Annotated in this window: 22 protein-coding genes; 16 read left to right on the top strand and 6 right to left on the bottom strand. The window is 75.5% G+C overall.

Annotation, left to right across the window (positions count from 1 at the left end):
• Positions 1-68: 68 nt before the first annotated feature.
• Entirely contained in the window at positions 69-1,208 is a 1,140-nt protein-coding gene (gene alc, locus ACIQPQ_RS19810; RefSeq protein WP_401305899.1) for an allantoicase, read from the top strand.
• 121 nt (positions 1,209-1,329) lie between these two features.
• On the opposite strand, the gene ACIQPQ_RS19805 is transcribed toward alc, so the two are convergent.
• From ACIQPQ_RS19805 to ACIQPQ_RS19790, 4 genes are all read right to left on the bottom strand, one after another.
• Positions 1,330-2,769: a phytoene desaturase family protein gene (locus tag ACIQPQ_RS19805; protein WP_401305461.1), complete on the bottom strand. Its 1,440-nt coding sequence runs from the start codon at positions 2,767-2,769 to the stop codon at positions 1,330-1,332.
• Positions 2,766-3,092: a DUF3556 domain-containing protein gene (locus tag ACIQPQ_RS19800; protein WP_401305460.1), complete on the bottom strand. Its 327-nt coding sequence runs from the start codon at positions 3,090-3,092 to the stop codon at positions 2,766-2,768. The genes ACIQPQ_RS19805 and ACIQPQ_RS19800 overlap by 4 nt, the downstream gene beginning before the upstream one ends.
• An 82-nt stretch (positions 3,093-3,174) precedes the next feature.
• The gene (locus ACIQPQ_RS19795; protein WP_401305459.1) at positions 3,175-3,693 is read right to left on the bottom strand and encodes a hypothetical protein; all 519 of its coding nucleotides are present in this window, start codon (positions 3,691-3,693) and stop codon (positions 3,175-3,177) included.
• A 111-nt stretch (positions 3,694-3,804) separates the two neighbouring features.
• Entirely contained in the window at positions 3,805-4,608 is an 804-nt protein-coding gene (locus ACIQPQ_RS19790; RefSeq protein ID WP_401305458.1) for an alpha/beta fold hydrolase, read from the bottom strand.
• A gap of 163 nt (positions 4,609-4,771) precedes the next feature.
• On the opposite strand from ACIQPQ_RS19790, the gene ACIQPQ_RS19785 reads away from it, so the two are divergent.
• Positions 4,772-5,437, top strand: a complete 666-nt coding sequence (locus ACIQPQ_RS19785; protein ID WP_401305456.1) for a CGNR zinc finger domain-containing protein — start codon at positions 4,772-4,774, stop codon at positions 5,435-5,437.
• 87 nt (positions 5,438-5,524) lie between these two features.
• Here the strand turns inward: ACIQPQ_RS19785 and ACIQPQ_RS19780 are convergent, their stop codons facing one another.
• Positions 5,525-5,725: a hypothetical protein gene (locus tag ACIQPQ_RS19780; RefSeq protein ID WP_401305455.1), complete on the bottom strand. Its 201-nt coding sequence runs from the start codon at positions 5,723-5,725 to the stop codon at positions 5,525-5,527.
• Positions 5,726-5,954: 229 nt separating this feature from the next.
• On the opposite strand from ACIQPQ_RS19780, the gene ACIQPQ_RS19775 reads away from it, so the two are divergent.
• The 3 genes from ACIQPQ_RS19775 to ACIQPQ_RS19765 all read left to right on the top strand — a co-directional run bounded on the left by ACIQPQ_RS19775 (position 5,955) and on the right by ACIQPQ_RS19765 (position 9,530).
• Complete coding sequence (locus ACIQPQ_RS19775; RefSeq protein WP_401305453.1) at positions 5,955-7,298, top strand: sensor histidine kinase; 1,344 nt, start codon at positions 5,955-5,957, stop codon at positions 7,296-7,298.
• 132 nt (positions 7,299-7,430) lie between these two features.
• Positions 7,431-8,099 (top strand): response regulator, encoded by a 669-nt coding sequence (locus ACIQPQ_RS19770; RefSeq protein WP_383777219.1) that lies wholly within the window; start codon positions 7,431-7,433, stop codon positions 8,097-8,099.
• A gap of 243 nt (positions 8,100-8,342) precedes the next feature.
• Positions 8,343-9,530, top strand: a complete 1,188-nt coding sequence (locus tag ACIQPQ_RS19765; RefSeq protein WP_401305452.1) for a cytochrome P450 — start codon at positions 8,343-8,345, stop codon at positions 9,528-9,530.
• 154 nt (positions 9,531-9,684) lie between these two features.
• Here ACIQPQ_RS19765 and ACIQPQ_RS19760 read toward each other — a convergent pair whose 3' ends face one another.
• The gene (locus tag ACIQPQ_RS19760) at positions 9,685-10,710 is read right to left on the bottom strand and encodes a Gfo/Idh/MocA family oxidoreductase (protein WP_401305450.1); all 1,026 of its coding nucleotides are present in this window, start codon (positions 10,708-10,710) and stop codon (positions 9,685-9,687) included.
• Positions 10,711-10,850: 140 nt separating this feature from the next.
• Between ACIQPQ_RS19760 and ACIQPQ_RS19755 the strand changes: the two genes are divergently transcribed.
• From ACIQPQ_RS19755 to ACIQPQ_RS19705, 11 genes are all read left to right on the top strand, one after another.
• Entirely contained in the window at positions 10,851-11,588 is a 738-nt protein-coding gene (locus ACIQPQ_RS19755) for a GntR family transcriptional regulator (RefSeq protein ID WP_401305897.1), read from the top strand.
• 215 nt (positions 11,589-11,803) lie between these two features.
• On the top strand, positions 11,804-12,952 hold the full coding sequence (locus ACIQPQ_RS19750; protein ID WP_401305449.1) for an ROK family glucokinase: 1,149 nt from the start codon (positions 11,804-11,806) through the stop codon (positions 12,950-12,952).
• On the top strand, positions 12,949-13,542 hold the full coding sequence (locus tag ACIQPQ_RS19745; protein WP_401305448.1) for a sugar kinase: 594 nt from the start codon (positions 12,949-12,951) through the stop codon (positions 13,540-13,542). The genes ACIQPQ_RS19750 and ACIQPQ_RS19745 overlap by 4 nt, the downstream gene beginning before the upstream one ends.
• A 175-nt stretch (positions 13,543-13,717) precedes the next feature.
• Positions 13,718-16,618, top strand: a complete 2,901-nt coding sequence (locus ACIQPQ_RS19740) for an SNF2-related protein (RefSeq protein WP_401305447.1) — start codon at positions 13,718-13,720, stop codon at positions 16,616-16,618.
• Positions 16,618-19,083 carry an SWIM zinc finger family protein gene (locus tag ACIQPQ_RS19735; protein WP_401305445.1) on the top strand — a complete coding sequence of 822 codons (2,466 nt, stop codon included), beginning with the start codon at positions 16,618-16,620 and terminating at the stop codon, positions 19,081-19,083. Before ACIQPQ_RS19740 ends, ACIQPQ_RS19735 begins: the two co-directional genes overlap by 1 nt.
• Before the next feature lie 228 nt (positions 19,084-19,311).
• Positions 19,312-19,521: a hypothetical protein gene (locus ACIQPQ_RS19730; protein WP_383777231.1), complete on the top strand. Its 210-nt coding sequence runs from the start codon at positions 19,312-19,314 to the stop codon at positions 19,519-19,521.
• A gap of 71 nt (positions 19,522-19,592) precedes the next feature.
• The gene (locus ACIQPQ_RS19725) at positions 19,593-19,889 is read left to right on the top strand and encodes a hypothetical protein (RefSeq protein WP_401305443.1); all 297 of its coding nucleotides are present in this window, start codon (positions 19,593-19,595) and stop codon (positions 19,887-19,889) included.
• A 210-nt stretch (positions 19,890-20,099) separates the two neighbouring features.
• On the top strand, positions 20,100-20,291 hold the full coding sequence (locus ACIQPQ_RS19720; protein ID WP_401305441.1) for a hypothetical protein: 192 nt from the start codon (positions 20,100-20,102) through the stop codon (positions 20,289-20,291).
• Positions 20,292-20,455: 164 nt separating this feature from the next.
• On the top strand, positions 20,456-22,393 hold the full coding sequence (locus tag ACIQPQ_RS19715; protein ID WP_401305439.1) for an alpha/beta fold hydrolase: 1,938 nt from the start codon (positions 20,456-20,458) through the stop codon (positions 22,391-22,393).
• Complete coding sequence (locus tag ACIQPQ_RS19710) at positions 22,390-23,040, top strand: DUF5819 family protein (protein WP_401305437.1); 651 nt, start codon at positions 22,390-22,392, stop codon at positions 23,038-23,040. The genes ACIQPQ_RS19715 and ACIQPQ_RS19710 overlap by 4 nt, the downstream gene beginning before the upstream one ends.
• Positions 23,037-23,888: a M23 family metallopeptidase gene (locus tag ACIQPQ_RS19705; RefSeq protein WP_401305436.1), complete on the top strand. Its 852-nt coding sequence runs from the start codon at positions 23,037-23,039 to the stop codon at positions 23,886-23,888. Before ACIQPQ_RS19710 ends, ACIQPQ_RS19705 begins: the two co-directional genes overlap by 4 nt.
• The last annotated feature ends 74 nt before the right edge of the window (positions 23,889-23,962 follow it).

Genomic DNA, 23,962 nt, shown 5'->3' with positions numbered 1-23,962 from the left:
CATCCGTTTTCATCCGTCTCCGTCCCCGCCCGCACCTGCCGCAGCCCGGCCGACCCGGAAGGACCCCGATCACCGTGACGGCCATTCCCCGCTTCACCGGCGACGCCCAGCCCTACGGCGGCGGCGACCCCTACGCCGACCACCGCACCGCCGACTTCCCCTTCACCCACCACGCCGACCTCGCCGGACGGCAGCTCGGCGCCGCCGTCATCGCCGCCAACGACGAGTTCTTCGCCCACCGCGAGAACCTGCTCCTGCCCGGCCCCGCCGTCTTCGACCCCGAACACTTCGGCCACAAAGGCAAGATCATGGACGGCTGGGAGACCCGCCGACGGCGCGGCGTCTCCGCCGACCGGCCCTGGCCCGAGGACGACGACCACGACTGGGCCCTGATCCGCCTCGGCGCGCCCGGCGTGATCCGCGGCATCGTCGTCGACACCGCCCACTTCCGCGGCAACTACCCGCAAGCCGTCGCCGTCGAAGCCACCGCCCTGCCCGGGACGCCCTCACCCGACGAACTCCTCCACGACGACGTCACCTGGACAACCCTCGTACCGCGCACCGCCGTCGGCGGCCACGCCGCCAACGGGTTCGCCGTCGACGTCGAACAGCGCTTCACCCACCTGCGGCTCAAGCAGTACCCCGACGGCGGCATCGCCCGGCTCCGCGTCCACGGCGAAGTCGTACCCGACCCCGCATGGCTCGCCGTCCTCGGCACCTACGACGTGCTCGCCCTGGAGAACGGGGGATGGGCCGAGGACGCCTCCGACCGCTTCTACTCACCCGCCTCCCACACCATCCAGCCCGGACGGTCCCGGCAGATGGACGACGGGTGGGAGACGCGGCGCCGGCGGGACCGGGGGCACGACTGGATCCGGTACCGGTTGGCCGGGCAGTGCGCGGTGCGGGCCATCGAGATCGACACCGCGTATCTCAAGGGGAACAGTGCGGGGTGGGTTTCCGTGTCCGTGCGGGACGGCTCCGCCGGGGGCGGGGAAGAGGGCGGGGAGTGGGTGGAGGTGGTGGGGCGGACTCGGCTCCAGCCGGACGCGAATCATCGGTTCGTGGTGGCGGGGGTGGTTGTGGGGACGCATGTGCGGGTCGACATCTATCCCGATGGGGGGATCTCGCGGGTGCGGATGTTCGGGGCGTTGACGGGGGAGGGGGAGGCGGGGGTGCGGGAGCGGTATCGGGTGGTGGGTGGGTGAAGGGGGTCGCCCCCGCCGCCCCTTCCCGTCCCTGGGGGCTGCCGCCCCCAGACCCCCGCTTCGGCCCTGGACGGGCCTCGTCCTCAAACGCCGGACGGGCTGGGGGGGCTGGCCTCGGTTTTCACGCTCTCCCGGACTGGCTCGAACGGTGCTTGAGGTGGTGCAGTGCTGCCTCCGCTGCTCCCGCGCCGCACATGCCGTGGGCGCCGGGGCCGGGTGGGGCGGCTGCTGAGCAGAGGAAGACGCCGGGGATGCCCACCGAGTAGGGGGAGAGGGTGGGGCGGGCGCCGAGGACGAGGCGGGGGACGGTCTCGGCGCCGGTGAGGATGTCGCCGCCCGTGAAGTTGGGGTTGGCGGTGGCGAAGTCGGCGGGGCGGGTGGTGCGGGTGCCGAGGACGCGGTCACGGGTGCCGGGCGCGAAGCGTTCCAGCTGGGAGAGGATCGCGTCCGTGGCGTCGCCGTCGTAGCCGTGGGGGACGTGGGCGTAGGCCCAGACGGGGTGGACGTTCCCGGCCGAGCGGGTGGGGTCCGCCAGGTACTGCTGGCCGACCAGGACGAAGGGACGGTCCGGCATCCGCCCGGCGGTGATGTCCTTCTCCGCGCGCGCGACCTCGGCGAGCGGGCCGCCCAGGTGCACGGTTCCGGCGCGGCGGGCGTGCGGGTTGGTCCACGGAATGCCGCCCTCCACCGCGAGGTCGAGCTTGAAGGCGCCGGGGCCGCGCCGGTAGCGCCGGTACGCGGCGCGGACCCGTGACGGCAGGCGGTCGCCGTAGAGGCGGGCGATCTGGGCCGGGTCCAGGTCGAGCAACGTGACGTCGGCGGGCGGGAGTTGGTCGTGGCGGGTGACGCGTACCCCGGTGTGGATCTCGCCGCCGTGGGCGCGCAGCACCCGCTCCATGGCGCGCGCGATGGCCTGCGAGCCGCCCTCGGCGACCGCCCAGCCCGCCGCGTGACCGGCCGCCAGCAGGCCGAGGCCGACCGCCGAGCCGAACGGGTGGGACAGCGGACGGAAGGCGTGCGCCGCGACCCCGGCCCACAGGGCGCGGGCCTGGGGGGTGCGGAACAGGCGGGCCAGGACGGTGGCCGGCAGCACGGTCGGGGCGCCGAAACGGGCCAGCAGCAGGGGGTGCGCGGGGACGCGGAGGAGGGGGCCCATGACGTCGGCGGCCAGTGACTCCCAGTGGCGGACCGACGGGCCGACGAGGGCCCGGTAGCGGTCGCCGTCCCGGCCGAGGAGGCGGGCGGTGTCGTCGACGGAGCGCAGCAGCACCCCGGCGGAGCCGTCGTCCAGCGGGTGGACGCAGTCCACCTCCGGCAGCCGCCAGCGCAGCCCGTGCCGCTCCAGCTCCAGCGCCCGGAAGGCGGGCGAGGTGACCCCCATGGGGTGGATCGCCGAGCAGTGGTCGTGCAGCAGGCCCGGCAGGATCGCCTCCCCGGTGCGGGTGCCGCCGCCGGTCTCCTCGGCGGCCTCCAGGAGCGTCACCCGCAGGCCCGCCCGCGCCAGCAGGGCGGCAGCGGCCAGCCCGTTCGGTCCGCCGCCGACCACCACAGCCGTCGTCATGTCCCGCTCCCTCCGGGCGACGTCTCCGCGCCGCCCGCCTCGGTGCCGCGGCCGGGCACCGGGTCGCCCGCCGTCGGTCGCAGCGGTCGCAGCGACCGCACGTCGTGGACAGGGTAGTCGGGCCCGTCGGTCGGCCACGGCTGACGGTCCCTCATGTCCCGTACGGTGACCCGGCCCTGCTCCAGTAGGCCGAGCGCGGCGTCGTGGACGGCGTAGTCCTGCGACGGGCGGTGGATCGGCTGGCCCTCCAGGGTGATGACCCGCACCTCGCCCGGCGCGAAGCCGGCCGGATCCGGCGGGAGTTCGGTGACACCCGAGCGCAACGCGACCCGGCCGATCGGCGGGGGTGGCCGGTCCGCTGGGGGCGGCCCGGTCGCGCGGCCGGGCCGCCCGAGGGAGCGGGGGCTACCGGACCCAGATCTCGGCCAGCGCGTCCTTCGTGGTCTCCTCGCCGACGATGCTGACCATCCGCCAGCCCTCCTGGGTGCGGCGCACCTCGAAGTGCACCGCCCACCGCTCGATCTCCGACTCGTCGGCCCGCCGCCGGGACCAGATCACGTCGACGGAGGCGGCGTTGCGTCCGTAGAGCGTCACCTGGCGGTCGGGCACCACGGTGTGGGTGTAGCCGCCCTCGCGCAGGGGTGCGTGGTTCAGTTCCAGGAAGCCGATCACCTCCTCGGGCGTGAGCAGCCACTGGTTGAAGACGGCCGACGCCACGTGCAGGGGGCGCCCCCAGTACCGCAGGATCGTCTCCGGCCCGTCCGAGGACGTTCCGCTGCCGATGCCGACCCAGGTGGGGATGTAGTCGTCGAAGAACCAGGCCGTCACCTCGTCGAGGACGGAACCGCCCGGGTCCGCGACGGCACCCGGCCCGGAGGGGGAGGAGGGGGCGGCAGTGGTGGCGTTGTCGTCCGTGATCGCCATGTCATCACCTTGCTTCGCTGGAAGGGGAGTTGAGGGAATCCGCAGAGACGGGTGGGGGTCTGAAGGGGGGCGGGAGGCGTGCCCGGCGTCGGGTGGGGCGCGGCGGCCGGGTCAGGACGGGTGGCCGACCGGTGACCAGGGGTCCCGCTCGACGCGGCGGGCGAGGAACGCGCCGAGCAGCGCGGCGACTTCGGCGGGCCGCTCGGCGTGCGGCCAGTGGCCGACCTCCTCGACGGTGACGTACTCCGGGGCGGGGAAGCGCGGCAGGACCGCGTCCTTCACCAGCCGCTCCGTGACGAAGGGGTCGCCGCCGCCGCGCACGACGAGCACGGGACCCGGGTAGGCGCTGGGCCGCCCGCCGTCGGGGTGGCCGTCGATCCAGCAGTCCGCCAGTTCCCTGGCCGTGGACACCCGCATTCGCAGCGCGGTCGCCACCTGCTGCCGCAGGGCGTCCTCCGGCATCGCGACGGAGAAGCCGGTCCGGCCGAACTCGACGTACTCGGCGGTGAGTTCATCCGGGCCGAACACCGCGCGCATCTCCTCCGACATCGGCACCCCGGCCGCCGGGACCGGCGTCAGCAGTACCAGGGCCCGGGTGGCGTGCGGCCGGGCCGCCGCGGCGAGTTCGGCCACCACCGCGCCCATGCTCTGACCGACCAGCACCACGGGCTCGGTGAGTCCGTCGAGCACCTCGACGACATCGGCCGCCAGCCGGTCGTAGGTGAAGGGGCCGTCGGCGCCGGAGCGGGTGCCGCTGCCCGCGAGATCGAGCCGCACGGTCTCCGTGCCGGCCTCGCCCAGGGCGGCGGCCACGCCGTCCCAGATGTGGCGGTCGTCCATGAAGCCGTGGACGAGGACGACGGCGTAGCCGCTCGTCCCGGGGTGCCGCACGACGTGCGGGCCATCGCTGGACATGGCGCATCTCCTCAACCTGCCGGTGGAGAAAGAACCATAGGCTTGGTGCCTCTTTCCGGCAAGAGGGTGCGGTTGCTACGATCGGACCCGGCCGCAGCCGACAGGGCAGGTGAGCGGGTGACCGGTTGACCGGTGAGCGGGACGAGGGAGAGGAGGGCGGCGCATGGAGTGGCCCGCCACGTCCCGAGCCCCGTTCCCGATCGCGATGGGTCCCGGTGGACTGGCGCTCGTCCAGGACTTCCTCAACACCGGCCCGGCCTCCGAGCCGCCGGTGGCCGACCTGCTGGCCGACCGGGAGAGCGCCCAGCGCTGGCTCGACGCCGCCCTCGACTGCTGGTCCCGCACGACCGGCCTGGCCGCGGAGACCGTCCGGCTCGCCGAGGGGGACGCGGAACTGCTGCTGGCCCTCCGGACCGCGGTGCGCGAGGCCCTGCACGCCCGCGACCTCGCACCGGGCGGCGGCCCGTCCGCCGGGTCCCCTCCCACGGCCGCCACGGCCGCCACGCCCGCCTCGTCCGTCGCTTCCGCCGTCGGCCCGCTGGCGGTCGCGGGCGAGGTGGCGCTGCGGGTCGGCGTCGACGGCGCGGTCACCGCGCAGCCGAGCGGCACCGGCCGGACCCGGCTCGTGTCGCTCCTGCTGCTGGAGGCGTTCCAGGCACAGGGCCGGGACACCTGGCGCCGGGTCAAGGTCTGCCGCAACGCCCGCTGCCCCGTCGCGTTCTACGACCGCTCGCCCAACGCCAGCCGGGTCTGGCACGACGTGGCCACCTGCGGCAACCGGGCCAACCTGCGGTCCTTCCGCGAACGCCGCAGGGCGGCGAGCGACTGACCCGGCGGGTCACCGGGCCGGACACGCGGACGTAGGGACAGTCACGCGGACGTACGGACAGGACCGCTGGGGAAAGGGCTCCCCGCCTCAGCCGTCCTTCGCGCTCTCCGCCGCCGCGAACAGGGCGAACGCGAGGACCAGCAGGGCGACGCTCGCGTAGATCTCGTAGCCGTCCAGGAACCCGATCCGCTGCACGATCCCCCAGTCCCAGTCGGTGAACTCGGTCGCCAGCCCGGCGACGCCCTGGGCCAGCGCGAGGAACCCCAGGACCTCCAGCAGATGCTTCATGCTCCAGACCCTCGCCCCGCGCCGGGCGGGGGTCCATCGGCCGGGGGCCGCCGCGTCCGCGACGGAAGTCCGACTTCCGGCCGACCGCGAGCGCCGAAAGAAGGTGGCCCCGCGACTTTGGTGGCGAACCGCGCCGCTTCGGTCGCCGATGGGCGTCGCGGGGCGGTGCCGCGGCCCCGGGCTGCGTAGATTTGTCGGCCATGAGACGTGTGAGGTGAGGATGAGGGACATGAGCGGTGACGAGCGGGAGGCGCCGACACAGCCCGTGTTCCGGGAACGGCGCTGGCTGCTGCCGTCGGCGGTGGCCGAGGAACTGGACCTGGACGCGGCGGGCCTGCCCGGGGAGCGCAGGACCGGCGACGCGGGCGCGTCCGGGACCGCCCGCACGTCCGGCGGAGCCGGTGGGCCGGGACGGCGCGGGCGGCGGCCCCGGCGGACCGTACGCGACTGGATCGTGGACTTCACCTGCTTCCTGCTGGCCGTCGGCATCGGACTGGTCGTCGCCGACTCGCTCGCCGAGAAGGGCGACCTCTCCGAACCCTTCCTGGCGGTCGACCAACTGCTGGGCGCGGTGGCCTGCGCCGCGGTCTGGGTGCGCCGCCGCTGGCCGGTCGCCCTGGCCGCCGCGATGGTCCCGCTGGGCTTCCTCTCCACGGTCTCCGCCGGGGCGAGCATCGTCGCCTTCTTCACCCTCGCCGTGCACCGCCCCTTCCGGTACATCGCCTGGGTCGGCGGCGTCCAGCTCGCGGTGCTCCCGCTGCTGTTCCGGGTCCGCCCCGACCCCGACCTCGACTACGTCGCCGCCCTCGTGTGGACCAGCCTGTTCACCGTCATGGTGATCGGCTGGGGCATGTTCGTCCGCTCCAAGCGGCAGCTCCTGCTGAGCCTCCGCGACCGGGCCCGGCACGCCGAGACGGAGGCGCAGCTGCGGGCGGAGCAGGCGCAGCGGCTGGCCCGCGAGTCCATCGCACGCGAGATGCACGACGTCCTCGCGCACCGGCTGACCCTGCTCAGCGTGCACGCGGGCGCCCTGGAGTTCCGGCCGGACGCGCCCCGCGCCGAGGTCGCGCGGGCGGCCGGGGTGATCCGGGAGAGCGCCCACGAGGCGCTTCAGGACCTGCGGGAGATCATCGGCGTGCTGCGGGCGAGCGACCCCGACGACGGAGGCCGCCCCCAGCCCACCCTGGCCGCCCTGGACGCGCTGGTCGCCGAGTCCCGCGAGGCCGGCATGAAGGTCGTCCTCGACCTGCGGGTCACCGAGCCCGCGAGCGTCCCGGCGTCGGTCGGCCGCACCGCGTACCGCATCACCCAGGAATGCCTGACCAACACGCGCAAGCACGCCCCCGGCACGGAGGCCGCCGTCACGGTCACCGGCGCCCCCGGGGACGGCCTCACCGTCACGGTCCGCAACCCCGCGCCCGACGGCCCGGTACCGCACGTGCCGGGTTCCGGCCAGGGCCTCATCGGCCTCACCGAGCGCGCCACGCTCGCCGGGGGGCACCTGGAGCACGGGCCGCGCGCGGGCGGCGGCTTCGAGGTACGGGCCTGGCTGCCCTGGCCCGCCGCCGCGTGACCGCCCCCGCGGAGGCGACCCCGCCCCCGCCCCCCTCCACGCGTGACCGTCCCACCCGTGACCGTCCCACCCGTGACCGTCCCGTCCGTGACGATCCCGATCACCCGCCCACCTCGTGATTACGTAAGGGCCATGACAGCGATCAGACTCCTCCTCGTCGACGACGACCCCCTGGTGCGGGCCGGTCTCTCCTTCATGCTGGGCGGCGCCGAGGACATCGAGATCGTCGGCGAGGCGGCCGACGGCGCCGAGGTCGAGGACCTGGTCGACCGCACCCGCCCGCACGTCGTCCTGATGGACATCCGCATGCCCGCGGTCGACGGCCTGACCGCCACCGAACGGCTGCGCGCCCGCCCCGACGCCCCGCAGGTCGTCGTCCTCACCACCTTCCACGCCGACGAACAGGTCCTGCGCGCGCTGCGCGCGGGCGCCGCCGGGTTCGTCCTCAAGGACACCCCGCCCGCCGCGATCGTCGAGGCGGTACGGCGGGTCGCGGCGGGCGACCCGGTCCTCTCGCCCACCGTCACCCGCCAGTTGATGGCCCACGCGGCCGGTACGACGGCCGACACCCGGCGCGCCCGCGCGCGCGAGCGCATCGCGCTCCTCGCCGAACGCGAACGCGAGGTCGCCGTCGCCGTCGGGCGCGGCCTGTCCAACGCCGAGATCGCGGCCGAGCTGTTCATGAGCGTCGCCACCGTCAAGACCCACGTCTCGCGCGTCCTCGCCAAGCTCGACCTCAACAACCGTGTCCAGATCGCGCTGCTGGCGCACGACGCGGGGTTGCTGACGGACGAGGACTGACTGAACCATGACCGGGGCACGGCGCCCCGCGCGGGCAGGGTGACCGCCAAGACCATGGCGACCGCCACGGGCACGTGGTCCGGCGCCGGGCACGCGGTCCGACACCGGGCAGGGCACGGGTGCGGGCACTCGACGGGCGCTCCGCGCGTTGAGCGGGTGGCGACAGCGACAGGGCAACGGCGGGGACAACGGCGGGGACCGGGTGGCGGCAGCGGCGGCGACCGGCTGACGAAGGGGGACGTCATGTCCGTCCAGGTGACCGATCTGGCGGAGTTCGGCGAGCAGTTCAGGACCGACCCGCATCCGGTGTACGCCCGGTTGCGGGAGCGCGGACCGGTGCACCGGGTGCGGCTGCCCGCCCCGGACGCCCACCACGAGACCTGGCTCGTCGTCGGCCACGAGGAGGCGCGCGCCGCGCTCGCCGACCCTCGGCTCGCCAAGGACGGCAACCGCATCGGCATCACGTTCCTCGACGAGCAGCTCATCGGGAAGTACCTGCTGATCGCCGACCCGCCGCAGCACACCCGCCTGCGCGCGCTGGTCACCCGCGCGTTCACCGCCCGCCGGGTCGAGGCGCTGCGTCCGCGGATCGAACGGATCACCGCCGACCTGCTCGACGCGATGCTGCCGCGGGGCACGGCCGACCTGGTGGACGCCTTCGCCTATCCGCTGCCCCTCACCGTCATCAGCGAACTGCTGGGCATCCCCGAGCCCGACCGCGCGGAGTTCCGCGCGCTGTCCTCGGAGGCCGTCGCGCCCACCGGCGCGATCGCGGAGCGCGAGGCGTTCGTCCGGCTCGCCGCCTACCTGACCGAGCTGATCGAGGACAAACGCTGCTCCGGCCCCGGCGACGACCTGCTGAGCGACCTGATCCGCACCACCGCCGCCGACGGTGACCGCCTCTCGCCCGGCGAACTGCGCGGCATGGCGTTCCTCCTGCTGATCGCCGGTCACGAGACCACCGTCAACCTCATCACCAACGCCGTCCACGCCCTCCTCACCCACCCCGGCCAACTCGCCGACCTGCGCGCCGACATGACCCTCCTCGACGGCGCCGTCGAGGAGGCCCTGCGCTACGAGGGCCCGGTGGAGAACGCCACGTTCCGCTTCGCCGCCGAGCCGTTGGAGATCGGCGGCACGGCGATCGGGCGGGGCGAGGTGGTCATGGTCGGCCTGACCGCCGCCCACCGCGACGCCGCCCGCTTCCCGGCCCCGGACCGCTTCGACATCCGCCGCGACACCCGCGGCCACCTCGCCTTCGGCCACGGCGTCCACTACTGCCTGGGCGCGCCCCTGGCCCGGCTGGAGGCCCGGATCGCCCTGCGCGCCCTCCTCGACCGCGCCCCGGATCTCGCCCTGGCGGGCCCGCCCGGCGCGTGGCTCCCCGGCATGCTGATGCGCGGGGTACGGAGCCTGCCGGTGCGCTGGTAGCGGCCGGGCCGGGGGAGCGGGCAGGCCGGGACAGGGGAGCGGGCATGCCGCGACAGGGAAGGGGACGGGGGTGAAGGAGAGAGCCGTGCGGGGGCCGGGGACGAGGGCTGTGCAGGGGGCGGTGGCGAGGGCGGGGCGGGGGGCAGGGGTGAGGTCAGGTCCGGGCGCCCGCGGGCGCGTCGCCGGGGATCTCCGCCAGCGCCACCGCCCGCCGCTCCCGCCGCGACAGCTCGCACGCCTCCGCGATCCGCAGCGCCTGGAGCGCCTCACGCCCGTCGCAGGGGTTGGCCCGGTCACCGCGTACGACGTCGACGAACGCGATCAGCTCCGCCGTGTAGGCCGGGCCGAAGCGTTCCAGGAAACCGGTCCAGGGCTTGTCGGCGGCCGGCGGCCCGGTCGGCTCGGTGGACGCGATCGGCGTCCGGTCGTCCAGGCCCACCACGATCTGGTCCAGCTCCCCGGCCAGCTCCATGCGGACGTCGTACCCGGCGCCGTTCAGGCGGGTCGCGGTGGCCGTGGCGAGGGTGCCGTCGTCGAGGGTGAGGACGGCCGCGGCCGTGTCGACGTCGCCCGCGGCGCGGAACATCGCGGGACCGGCGTCCGACCCGGTGGCGTACACGTCGGTGATCTCCCGCCCGGTCACCCAGCGCAGCCCGTCGAAGTCGTGGACCAGCGCGTCCCGGAACAGCCCGCCGGAGACCGGCAGCCAGGCGGCGGGCGGCGCGGCCTGGTCGGAGGTGACCGCACGTACGGTGTGCAGGCGCCCGAGCCGCCCCGACCGTACGGCCTCCCGCGCGCCCGTGTACCCGGCGTCGAAGCGCCGCTGGAAACCCATCTGGAGCACGGTCCCCGCGGCCTCGACCTCCGCGATCGCGGCCAGGGTGCCCGCCAGGTCGAGCGCGATCGGCTTCTCGCAGAACACCGGGAGCCCGGAGCGGGCGGCCCGGCCGATCAGCTCGGCGTGCGCGGCGGTCGCCGTGGTGATCACGACCGCGTCGACGCCCCACCGGAAGATCTCGTCCACGCCCGGCGCGGCCGTCTCCCCGAGCCGCAGCGCCAGCTCCGCCGCCCTGGCCGGTTCCGCGTCCGTGAGGATCAGGGAACCGACCTCCCGGTGACGGCTGAGCGTGTTCGCGTGGAAGGAACCCAGACGGCCCGTGCCGATGACGCCGATGCGCATGGAATCACGGTGGGGTCGGACCAGCCTCGCTGTCAATCGGTTGTCAGTACGTTTGTCCGGACAACCGAACTACACGACTTCCCGTCAACCGGCCACGGAGCTACGCTCGGCCCGTGCCGAAACCAGAGGTGGACCCGACCGTGCAGCTGGACCTCCATGTGGACCGCGGCTCCCCGGTGCCGTTGTACTTCCAGCTCTCCCAGCAGCTGGAGGCGGCGATCGAGCACGGCACGCTCACCCCCGGCAGCCTGCTCGGCAACGAGATCGACCTGGCCGGCCGCCTCGGCCTGTCCCGGCCGACCGTCCGGCAGGCCATCCAGTCCCTCGTCGACAAGGGCCTCCTGGTCCGGCGGCGGGGCGTCGGCACCCAGGTCGTGCACAGCCAGGTCAAGCGCCCCCTGGAACTCAGCAGCCTCTACGACGACCTGGAGGCGGCCGGGCAGCGCCCCGCCACCACCGTCCTCGTCAACACCGTCGTCGCGGCCACCGCCGAGGTCGCCGCCGCGCTCGGCGTCGCCGAGAACAGCCAGGTCCAGCGCGTCGAACGGCTCCGCCTCGCCCACGGGGAGCCGATGGCGTACCTCTGCAACCACCTGCCGTCCGGCCTGCTCGACACCGACACCGCGCAACTGGAGGCCACCGGCCTGTACCGGCTGATGCGGTCGGCGGGCATCACCCTGCACAGCGCCCGGCAGTCCATCGGCGCCCGCGCCGCCACCGCCGCCGAGGCCGACCGCCTCACCGAACCCGAGGGCGCCCCGCTGCTCACCATGCAGCGCACCACGTACGACGACACGGGCCGCGCCGTCGAGTTCGGCGACCACATCTACCGCCCGAGCCGCTACTCCTTCGAGTTCCAGCTCCTCGTACGCCCCTGAGCGTCTGCCCGATCCTCCGCCCTGCCCGACCCGCCGCCCCAGCGCTGCCGTGGGACGACCGCCGTCCGCAATTGGTCGTAATGTACGGACAATGCGACCGCCGTGCGGTCCCCGGACGCACCCCCGCGCCTCCCGGGCGGCGAGGGCGGCGCGCGAAGACGCGCCCCGCCGCCCCATTCGGCACCGCCCACCCCCGTGCGGCAGAATCGGCCCCGATGAGCACCTACCGCGACCTCACCGCCCCCATCGGCTCCCGCCGCGCCACCGTGCTGCGCACGGCCGGCACGCGGGAGCGCCGATCGCACCTGACGGCACCCCGCGTGCCCACGGTCGGCATCGACATCGGCGGCACCAAGGTGATGGCGGGCGTGGTCGACGCCGACGGCGTCATCCTGGAGAAGCTCCGCGCGGAGACCCCGGACAAGTCGAAGAGCCCCAAGGTCGTGGAGGACACGATCGTGGAGCTGGTCCTGGACCTGTCCGACCGCCACGACGTGCACGCGGTGGGCATCGGCGCGGCGGGCTGGGTCGACGCCGACCGCAACCGGGTGCTGTTCGCCCCGCACCTGTCGTGGCGCAACGAACCCCTCCGGGACCGGCTGTCGGGCCGTCTCTCGGTGCCCGTGCTGGTGGACAACGACGCGAACACGGCCGCGTGGGCGGAGTGGCGCTTCGGAGCGGGCCGCGGCGAGGACCACCTGGTGATGATCACCCTGGGCACCGGCATCGGCGGCGCCATCCTGGAGGACGGCCAGGTCAAGCGCGGCAAGTACGGGGTGGCGGGCGAGTTCGGCCACATGCAGGTCGTGCCCGGCGGCCACCGCTGCCCGTGCGGCAACCGGGGCTGCTGGGAGCAGTACAGCTCCGGCAACGCCCTGGTCAGGGAGGCGAAGGAGCTGGCCGCGGCGGACTCCCCGGTGGCGTACGGGATCATCGAGCACGTCAAGGGGCAGATCGGTGACATCACCGGCCCGATGATCACCGAGCTGGCCCGTGAGGGCGACGCGATGTGCGTCGAACTGCTCCAGGACATCGGCCAGTGGCTGGGCGTGGGCATCGCCAACCTGGCCGCCGCGCTCGACCCGTCCTGCTTCGTGATCGGCGGCGGTGTCTCGGCCGCCGACGACCTGCTCATCGCGCCCGCGCGGGACGCGTTCAAGCGTCAGCTGACCGGCCGCGGCTACCGCCCCGAGGCGCGCATCGTGCGCGCGCAGCTCGGCCCCGAGGCGGGCATGGTCGGCGCCGCGGACCTGGCCCGCCTGGTCGCCCGCCGCTTCCGGCGCGCGAAGCGCCGCAGGGTCGAGCGTTCGGAGCGGTACGAGCGGTTCGCCGAGGCGGCCCGCCGCGCGAGGGACACCGCGTGACCGCCGCGCTGCCGCACCAGTCCGCGCCCGCGGAGGAGCCGCCCCGCCCGGCGGAGACGCCCCGGCACGTGCTGTGGCGCCGGGCCGTCACGCTGCTGATCATCGCGCTGCTCATCGGCGTACCGGCCGGGTATCTGGTGATCTCGGCGAACCAGAGCCGCGACAGCGGCAAGGACAAGGAGGCCAAGTACGCCGCGACCGGTCTCGCGGAGGGCTGGCCCTCCAAGGTCCAGCGCCGTATCTACGAGGTGCCCGTCCCGCATCCGGCGAACAAGGTCGCCTACTACGAGACGAACAACTGGCGCACCAGCCGCCTGTACGTCCAGTTCCAGACCACGCACGCCGGTCTGGACGCCTTCCTCGCCGAACTCGGCTACAGCCGGGACGACCTGAAGAAGGACGCGATCACCATCGGCGCCCGCGACCAGGGCATCACCGGCTGGCGGTTCAGCGGCCCCGGTTCGCGCGACGGCGCCAACTTCGGCTTCATCCGCAAGCAGAAGGACCCGCAGCCCACCCAGGACATCGTGGTCAACACAGGCAACCCGACGTTCCCGATGGTGTACGTCGTCTCCCGTACGGTCCCCTGACCGGCCCCGCCCCCACGCCGCCCCCCTGCCGCCGCCCCGGCCCGACCGGGCTCCGCGCACCCTCCGCCTGCCGTTCCGTCCGGCCCCGGCCCGTCCTCGGGGCCGATTGTCAGACCCCGCCCGTAGAGTCGAAGACAACTGATCCGACACACGGGTGGGGAGGTGGACACCGCTCATGACCGACACGACCGTACGGGCCGCGACCCCGGCCGGGACCGACGCCGCGCACCTCCGCCTCGCCGCCGTCTTCCTCCCCGCCGCCCTCCCGCGCGACGGCCGCATCGCCCTCTGGGACCCCGACGACGGCCCGCTGCCCGCACCACCCCCCACCGGCGCCGCCGCGTCACCGGACCCGACGGCAGGGTCCGCGCGGGCCGCGGGGACGGACCTCACGCACCTCACCGTCGTACGCCCCCACGGCCCCTCCGGTTCCGCGGTCCGCCGTAAACAGGTCCCCGCGCTGTCGCTCCCCCTCGACCAGGCACTGCCGCTGCTGGTGCGCGCCCGCCACGACCCCGCCGCGCATCCCGCGACCGCCTGCTGGGGTGCCGCCGCGCTGCACGCGCTCGGGCTCGCCGCCCGGGGCAGGCTGCTGCCCGGCCTCACCCCGGCGGAGCACGACGCCTGGCGGGCCGGACCGCTCGCCCCGGACGACATCGCCCACCTGCGCGCCATCGCCGCCGCCCTCCCGCCGGAAGGGCACGCCGTCCCGCTGCCCGGCACGGGCCCGCTCCGCCTGCCGACCCCCGAGGCGCTGCTGCGCGCCTTCCTCGACGCCGTCGCCGACACCCTGCCCCGCACCCCCGCCGCCCCCCACGCCTCCGGCCGCCCCTTCGCCGACCGCCGCCCCCGACGGCTGCCCGGCGCGCGGGACTGGGCGGCCGAGGTCGCCGCCGGGATGGACGCGGGCGTGCGGATCTCGCTCCGCCTCGACCTGTCGGCGTACGACCTGTTCGACGACAGCGAGGGCTCCCGCCGCGCGGGCGCCGCCGTCGTCCAGGTCCACAGCCTCGCCGACCCGACCCTCGTCGCCGACGCGGCGGCCCTCTGGGCGGGCACCGCCGACAGCGCCTTCGGGCCGCGCGCCCGCGTCGACGCCGCCCTCGCCGTACGGCGCGCCGCCCACGTCTGGGCGCCGCTGGCCCGCCTCACCGAGCAGGACACGCCCGACGTGCTCGCCCTGTCCGAGGACGAGCTGGGCGACCTCCTCGGCGTGGCCGCCACCCGGCTCGCGGCGGCCGGGGTGGCCGTGCACTGGCCGCGCGACCTCGCCCAGGACCTCACCGCGGCCGCCGTGGTCCGGCCCGCGCCCGGCTCCGCCACCGACGGCACCGGCTTCTTCGAGAGCGAGGACCTGCTCCGGTTCCGCTGGCAGCTCGCCCTCGGCGGCGACCCGCTCAGCGAGGCCGAGATGGACCTCCTCGCCGAGGCGCACCGCCCCGTCGTCCGGCTGCGCGACCAGTGGGTCCTGGTCGACCCCGCCCTCGTCCGCAAGGCCCGCCGCCGCGAACTGGGCCTGCTGGACCCGGTCGACGCCCTCTCCGCCGCCCTCACCGGCACCGCCGAGGTCGACGGCGAGACGGTCGAGGCGGTCCCCGTCGGCGCCCTCGCCACCCTCCGCGACCGCCTCACCGCGGGCGTCCGGCCCGCCGAACCGCCACCCGGCCTGCGGGCCACCCTCCGCGACTACCAACTGCGCGGCCTGGCCTGGCTCGACCTCATGACCTCCCTCGGCCTCGGCGGCTGCCTCGCCGACGACATGGGCCTCGGCAAGACGATCACCCTGATCGCCCTCCACCTGAAACGGGCCCGCCCCGAACCCACCCTGGTGGTCTGCCCGGCCTCTCTCCTCGGCAACTGGCAGCGCGAGATCACCCGCTTCGCCCCCGGCGTCCCCGTCCGCCGCTTCCACGGCGCCGACCGCACCCTCGACGGCCTCACCGGCGGCTTCGTCCTCACCACCTACGGCACCATGCGCTCGGCCGCCGCCACCCTGGCCGACCAGGCGTGGGGCATGGTCGTCGCCGACGAGGCCCAGCACGTCAAGAACCCCTACTCGGCGACCGCGAAAGCTCTCCGCACGATCCCGGCGCCCGCACGCGTCGCCCTCACCGGCACCCCCGTGGAGAACAACCTCTCCGAACTGTGGGCCCTGCTGGACTGGACGACGCCCGGCCTGCTCGGCCCCCTCAAGGCCTTCCGCGCCCGGCACGCGCGCGCCGTGGAGAACGGCGAGGACGCCGAGGCCGTCGAACGGCTCGCCCGCCTGGTCCGCCCCTTCCTCCTGCGGCGCCGCAAGTCCGACCCGGGCATCGTCCCCGAACTGCCGCCGAAGACCGAGACCGACCACCCCGTCCCGCTCACCCGCGAACAGGCCGCGCTCTACGAGGCGGTGGTGCGCGAGTCGCTGCTCGCGATCGAGACCGCCGACGGCATCGCCCGCCGCGGCCTCGTCCTGAAACTGCTGGGCGCCCTCAAACAGATCTGCGACCACCCCGCGCTCTACCTCAAGGAGGAGAACCCGCCCACCGGGGACGCCCTCGCCGCCCGTTCCGGCAAGCTCGCCCTCCTCGACGAACTCCTCGACACCCTGCTCGCCGAGGACGGCTCGGCCCTGGTGTTCACCCAGTACGTCGGCATGGCCCGCCTCATCACCGCCCGTCTGACCGGACGCGCGATCCCCGTCGACCTCCTGCACGGCGGCACGGCGATCCCCGAACGGGAGCGCATGGTGGACCGTTTCCAGAGCGGCGCCACCCCCGTCCTCGTCCTCTCCCTGAAAGCCGCCGGGACCGGCCTCAACCTCACCCGCGCGGGCCATGTCGTCCACTTCGACCGCTGGTGGAACCCGGCCGTCGAGGAACAGGCCACCGACCGCGCCTACCGCATCGGCCAGACCCAGCCGGTCCAGGTCCACCGCCTCATCACCGAGGGCACCGTCGAGGACCGCATCGCGGACATGCTCCAGGCCAAGCGCGCACTCGCCGACGCCGTCCTCGGCTCCGGCGAGTCCGCCCTCACCGAACTCACCGACCGGGAGCTGTCCGACCTGGTCAGGCTGCGCAGGGAGGCCTGATGGACACCGACACCCCGGACCCCCGCCCGGCCGCCGACGCCATCCGCGCCGCCCTCCGCGCGGCCCGCGACCGCGCGCACCGCCCGGACGACGACGCGCCCCCGCGACCGGGGGGCGCCACGGCACCGGATTCCCCGCCCACAACCGGCCCAGCGCCCACGCCCGGGGCCGTGCCCGCACCGGGGGCTCCGGACGCCGACCCGACCGGGCCCCACCCCGCCACCCGACCGACCGGGCCCGACCCGGCTACGGAGCCGACCGGGCCCGACCGGACCGCGCGGCCGACCGGGCCCGACCCCGCTACCGAGCCGACCGGGGCGGTGGCGGAAGCGCGCAGCGGGCCGGGTGAGAAGCTGCTGGGCGGGACGGTGCCTCGTACTCCGCCCGTCCCCGGCGCCCCCGCTGCGGACCGGGTCCCGGCGGAGTCCGCCTCCGCCGAGCCAAGGCGGGCCCGTCCCGCCGACGCCGCGCGGGCGGCCCTTCGCAGGTACACCGACGGACGACGCCCGGCCGGACGGAGCGACAGCCCGGACGCGCCCACGACACCCCACGACGAGGTGGGCGAGCAGAGCCGGGAGGCCGCCGGGAACCCGGACGAGCCCGACCCGCCCGCCCCCGCCCCCGCCGCCGACGAGACCGCCCCGTCCGCCCCGTCGGCTCCGTCCGCTTCCGCCCGCCCCGTGCCGGAGACGGAGCCCGGTGACGGGACCGCCGCTCGTCCCGGCGACGCCGCCCGAGAGGCGCTGCGTGCCGCCCGCGCCCAGGTCCGCCGGGCGGAGGCGGAGGAGACCCGGCGCAGCGGCCCGCGCCGTTCCCCGCGTACCACCGCGCGGCCCGCCGTCCGGCTGTCCGGTGCCCCGCGCGACCCGGTGTCCGACGCCCGCGCGCGCGACGTACGAGCCTTCCTGACGGACGCCTTCCGCATGCCCTCGGAGCCCTCGGAGACCGTCGAGACCGCCGGGACCTCCGGGACTTCGGATATGGCCGACCGTGACGAGCCCGCATCGCCCCACGCCACCATCCCCGCTCTCACCACCGCCGACCTCCCGGCACCCCCCGACTCCGCCGCCCTCGCTCCCCGTGCCACCCCCGCGACCCGCGCCACGGAAGCCGCCGGGACGGCACCCCCGTCCGCCCGCTCCATGGCCGCCCCCTCCCGCGACGGCGACCACCGGCGGACCTTCGCCGCCTTCCCGCCCCGATCCGCCGCCCCGGCACTCGCACCGCACGCCGACGCCGCCGTCCTGGCCGAAGCCGCCACCCCCCGCTTCGCCGACACCTGGTGGGGCAACGCCTGGATCACCGCGCTGGAGGACGGCGCGCTGGACGCCAAAAGGCTTGTGCGCGGCCGGAGTTACGCCGAGCGGGGCCAGGTCGACGCCATCACCGTCACCCCGGGGCTCGTCCTCGCCTACGTGCAGGGCAGCCGCGCCCGCCCCTACCGGGTCCAGGTCCGGCTGCGCACCCTCGGCGAGGCGGACTGGGAGCGCTTCCTGGACGCCGCCGTGGAGCACCCCGCCCACATCGCCGCGCTCCTCGACAAGGAGATGCCCGAGTCCCTCGCGGAGTGCGGGGTCCCGCTGCTGCCCGGTCCGGGGGACCTGGAACCGCAGTGCAGCTGCCCCGACCGGGGGCACCCCTGCAAGCACGTCGCCGCCCTCTGCTACCAGACGGCCCGGCTCCTCGACGCCGACCCGTTCGTCCTGCTCCTGCTGCGCGGCCGGGGCGAGCGCGAGGTGCTGGACGCGCTGTCCCGCCGCAACGCCACCCGGGCGGCCCGCGCCGCACGGGACAGCGCGCCCGAGGACCTGCCCGGCGTCCGCGCCTCCGAGGCCCTCGCCCCGCGCCGCCGCCCGCCGCTCCCGCCGCCCGCACCGGTGCCCGCGCACCCCGGGCAGCCCCCCGCGTATCCCGCGGTGCCGGGCGGCCCGGACGCCTTCGCGCTGGACCAGCTCGCCACCGACGCAGCCGCCCGCGCCCACGCCCTGCTCACCACCGGCCGGGACGACATCGGCGGGCTGACCCTCTGGCAGGACGCCGTCCGGCTGGCCGCGGCCCGCCCCGGCTCGGGACTCACCGCGACCACCCGCGCCCTCTACGCCTCCCTGGCCTCCGCCGCCGGACGCACCCCGGCCGAGCTGGCGCGGGCGGTCGCCGCCTGGCGGCAGGGCGGACCCGACGGGCTCGCCGTCCTCGAAGACCCCTGGGACCCGCCCGCCGGCCGCTTCGACCGGGCCCGCCCCCTTCTCCTCGCCGCCGACCTGCCCGCCTTCCGTCCCTGGCGCAACCACCTCACCCACCCCCGGGGCCACGTCCAGCTCCGCTTCGGCCGCGACGGGCTGTGGTACCCGTACGAGTCGGAGCCCGGCCACGACGACTGGTGGCCGCGCGGCACCGCCGACATCGACCCCGTCGGCGCCCTCACCGGCCTGGGCGGCACCCCTGGCGACGCCGACGACATCTGACACCGCCCCACCTCCCCTCGCCACACCTCCCCCCGCCCCGCGTCCGCCCGCGTCCTCAAGGGTCCGGGGCTCACGTAGGGGTCTCCCCAATGCTGTGCGGCGGGAGCGTTCGCAGACTGGTGGCGTTCCAAGGGAGATACGGCGACCCGGCGGCCCGGCCTGCGCAGCGCGACGACGTCCCCGGTGCCGGGGAGCACCCTGACGCCCCTCCGAGAGAAGGAATCCGTCATGCACGCGATAGCGGACCGCACCAACGCGGTCTCGCCGGAACTCTTCGGCGACCTGAGCCCCGACGCCCCGGCGCGCGGGATGAACAGCCTCACCCCGGTCCTGGCCACCCCGGCGACGGTCGCGTTCGCCGTGACCATGGCCGGCTTCGCCGCCGGTGTGTACGTGGGGTACGCCAACGGCGGCTCCACCCGGCCCAAGGAGCGCTAGAGCCACCGGGCCCGCCCCGGACCGGGTCCGGGCCCGCCCCGGACCGGCCCTTCCCGGCCTTCCCCCTGCGCATGTCCCTCGCGCACGCCTTCGCGTACGCACCTCGACCTGTCCCGACCCAGGAGGACTTCATGCTCACCCTCGCCGACCGCGCGAACGTCAGCGGTGACCTCGCCGCCCTGCCGCTCCTCTCCGTCGAGGCCCGCAAGGACGGTGCGGTGACGCCCGTCATGGCCACCCCCATCGCGGTCGCCGCCGCCGGTGCGAACGCGGCCATCGGCGTCGTCGGCGGTTTCGCCGCCGCGTTCGCCGTCGGCTACGGCGTCGGCCAGGCCCTCGGTGGCCCCACCCGGCCCCGGGAGCGCTAGGCCTGACTGACAGTTCCCGTCTGCCGCGCGACGCCTGGACGCACTCCCGCCGCCACTTTCGCATCGCGCTCCGGCTCCGGCTCCGTGCTTCCGCGAAGCGCGGAGCCGCAGTCGCCGGGATCGTCCGGACCTGACCGGCCCTTCCCCGCCCTTCCCTCACGCACGTCTCCTTCGTGCGTACCTCGACCTGTCCAGCAACAGGAGGACTTCATGCTCACCCTCGCCGACCGCGCGAACTCCAGCGGCGACCTCGCCGCCCTGCCGCTCCTCACCGCGGAGGCCCGCAAGGACGGTGCGATGACGCCCGTCATGGCCACCCCCGCCGTGGCCGTCGCCGCGTTCGCCCTCGGTTACGGCGTCGGCCAGGCCCTCGGTGGTCCCACCCGGCCCCGGGAGCGCTAGGGCGTCTTCCGGGTTATCCCGAGAATCCTGCTCTGAAGCATCCGACTCGCCCTCCCCGGCCGTCCGGCGTCTCCGTACCGGAGCCGTCGGACGGCCGGCACCCCGCCCCCGCGCGCCGGTCTCCGGATCGCCGCCGATCCCGTACGACCGGAAGGAGGCCGCCCATGGCGCGGCTGCCGAAGCTGATCCGCACCGTCCTGTCCCCGCCCGACGTCGACCGGTCCACGGCCCTGGCGCTCACCGAGCGGCTCAGCGCCGTCACCCACCTGGTGTCCAGTCTCGAATACCTCGCGGCGGAGAGCGACCGCGAGCCGGGCGGCCTCAACAACTGGGCGGTGACCCGCGCCAATTTCGCCGCCACGTCGCCGCGGTTGCGCAAGGTCCTCGACGCCCTCGGCGACCGGCGGACGACCAAGGCCCTCAACCTGGTCCGGGTCGGCGCCGCCGTCAGCCTGCTGGCCCCGACGCCCCGGCCGGTGCGGCTCGCCGCCAACGCGGTCCTCTCCGCCACCTCGCTCGCCCTGCACCCCCGCAACCTCTACGGCACCGACGGCTCCGACCAGGTGTCGTTCCTCGTCCAGACCGCCGCCACCGTGGCCCGCGCGGGCGAGCGCCGCCCCCAACTCGTCGACGCCTGCCTGTGGTTCCTCGCCCTCCAGTCGACGCTCTCCTACAGCGTCTCCGGCTGGGTCAAGCTCGTCAGCCCGACCTGGCGCAGCGGCCGGGCCCTCCCCGGAGTGATGCGCACCCTCACCTACGGCGACCGCGCCACCTGGGAGTTCCTCCGCGACCGGCCGCGCCTCACGCAGGCGCTGTGCGCCGGGGTCCTCGCGCTGGAGTCGGCGTTCCCGGTGGTGTTCCTCGGCCGGGGCCGTCCGGCGCACCTCGTGATCGGGTCGGTCGGCGCATTCCACGTCGTCAACGCGCGGCTCATGGGGCTCGGCCGGTTCGTCTGGTCGTTCGCCGCGATGCACCCCGCGGTGCTCTACGCCAGCGGGCCCCGCGAGCGGACCGGCGCCGACGGGCGGACGTACCGGCGCGACGACGCCCTGCCGGTGGTCGCGGGCGGCCTCCTCGCGGCGGCCCTCGGCGGCGCGCTGCTGGCGTCGGCCCACCGGGCCCGCCTGGTCACCGCGGGCCGCCGCGACGAACGGACCGTGACCACCTCCGCCGGGAACACCCTCCGCTACCGGATCACCGGCACCGGGACCGACCCGCAGTCCGCCGGTGAACCGGCCCCGGAACGCCCCCTGTTCGTCCTGGAGAACGCCCTCGTCGCGTCCGCCGAGCACTGGGAGTGGATCACCCGGGCCCTCGGCGAGCACCACCGCGTGGTCACCTACCACCGTGCCGGATACGGCCCGAGCACCTACGCGGGCGGCGACGACTACCGGCTCGACACGGCCGTGGACGACCTCACCGACCTCGTCCGGCACGTGGCGGGCGACCGCCCCGTCGTCCTCGTCGGCCACTCCCTCGGCGGCTACCTCGCCCTCAAGGCCGCCGCGCTGCTCCCCGGCCAGGTGCGCGGGATCGTCCTCCTCGACTCCAGCCACCCCGCCCAGTTGCGCCGCTCCGAGCAGCAGGCCCAGGGCGCCGCCTCACTCAGCGGCACCCTCGCCCTGCTGCCGCTCTCCCTCTCCTTCGGCCTGGGCGCGCTGATGAAGCGCCCCGACTGGGTGGACCGGATGCCGGACGACGTACGGACGTTGATGGCCGCCCAGTACCGGGACGCCCGGATGTGGCGGACCGCGCGCCGTGAATGGCGGGCCGCGCAGGAGGACTTCGAGGCGTGCGAGGGCAGGCTGCCGCGGATCGACGCGCCCGCGCTGGTGCTCACGGCCGGACTCACCGGCGTCCAGGACCCCGTACAGACCGAACTGCACGACGAGTTGGCCGGAGCCGCGCGGGGTTCCGTGCGACAGGTCGTCGAGGGCGTGGACCACGACGGGCTCCTCAGCGTCCGGGAGGCCGCCGAGCACGTCGTGAAGCTCGTCACCGCCTTCACCGACGAACTCGACCGTCCCGAGCGGGAGTCGAGCACCTTCCGGCACCCCGAGAACAGCGGTGACCGCGACGACGAAGGGACGAAGGCCCCATGAACGGCGCCCACTTGAAGACCGCCCACTTGAAGGCCACCCACCTGAACAACGCGCCGGACACCGGCCGCGGGCCCCTCACCCTGCTGGTGCTCGGCGGTCTCGCGCTGTGGTTCGGGGCGACCGTGACCGGGCAGCACCCCAACCGGGCCTTCGACCGTGTCCGCGACCTCGACCGGGCCGGACTGACCATCCCCAACTGGCGTTTCTTCGCGCCCGAACCGGCCCAGCACGACTTCCACGTCCTGCACCGCGTGCTCACCGAGGACGGCGAGCAGACCCCGTGGGCCGAGACCTCGGCCGTCGCGCCCCGGCTGTGGCGGCACGCCGCCTGGTTCCCCGGACGGCGCCGCGAGAAGGCCCTGTTCGACATCTGCTCCGAGCTGATCATCCTCATGTCCCGGCCGGGGCTGGACCTTTCGCGCTTCCCGTCGTACCGGATGCTGAGCGACTTCACCGAGCGCGCCGTCCGCGCCGAGCACGCCGGACGGCTGCCCCGGGGCTTCCAGTTCCTGGTCGCCCGGCACACCGGCCACGACCAGGAGCAGGAACCCGACTACCTGTTCGTGTCACCGTTCGTCCCCCTCGACGGGGCAGACCCCTACACCGCCGGGGACGCCGCCGCCCCCGCGCCGGGGGACGCCGGATGAGCCGGGCTCCGGCCCCGGACGGCGCACCCCGCCCGCGCCCGTCCCGCCCGCGTACGGCCGTCCGCGTGCGGGGCGTCGCCTCCGCCGCGGGTCCGCCGCTCCTCGCGGCCGGGGTCCTCGCGGCGTCCGCGCTGCCCCCGCCCGCCGCGTCCCTGGTCCCCGTCCTGCTGTTCACCGGCGCCGCCCTGCTCGTCACGGGGGCGGCGCTCGCCGCTGTCCCCACCGCCTCCGGCCGCGCGGCACGCCCGGTGCGCCCGCCGGTCGAAGGCCGCTGGACGGTCCTCAACAGCCCCGCCGACCGGGTCCCGAGCCACGGCACCCACGCCTGGGGGCAGACGTACGCCGTCGACCTGGTGCACGACCCCGCGGACGGCGGCCGTCCCGCGTTCGGCGCCGGGCGCGCCTTCCGTCCCCCGGCCGACTTCCCCGCGTACGGGCGGCCCCTCGTCGCGCCCGACGACGCGGTCGTGGTCACCGTCCGGGACGGCGTACGGGATCACCGCAGCCGGTCGAGCCGGGCGGCGCTCCTGCTGATGGCGGCCGAGGCGCCGTTCCGGGAGGCGGGCGGGGCCCGCCGCGTCCTCGGCAACCACGTGGTCCTCGACCTCGGCGACGGCGTGTACGCCGTCCTCGCGCACCTGCGCCGGGGCTCCGCCGTCGTCCGGCCGGGGCAGCGGGTGCGCCGAGGCGAACTCCTCGCCCGCTGCGGCAACTCGGGCAACTCCGGCGAGCCGCACCTCCACTTCCAGCTCATGGACCGTCCCGCGCCCCGGTTCGCGGCGGGCGTCCCGTTCGTCTTCGCCGGCGGCGGCGACCTCCCCGGCAGCGGGGGCGCGGTCGACGTCTGAACACGCCCCCCGGCTTCCGGGGACGGCGCACAGCGGCCCGGGACCGTACGCCCCCCCACGGGGGTACGGTCCCG

Source organism: Streptomyces sp. NPDC091281 (assembly GCF_044757425.1).
GTDB lineage: Bacteria > Actinomycetota > Actinomycetes > Streptomycetales > Streptomycetaceae > Streptomyces.
This window is presented reverse-complemented; position numbering and strand designations above follow the sequence as displayed.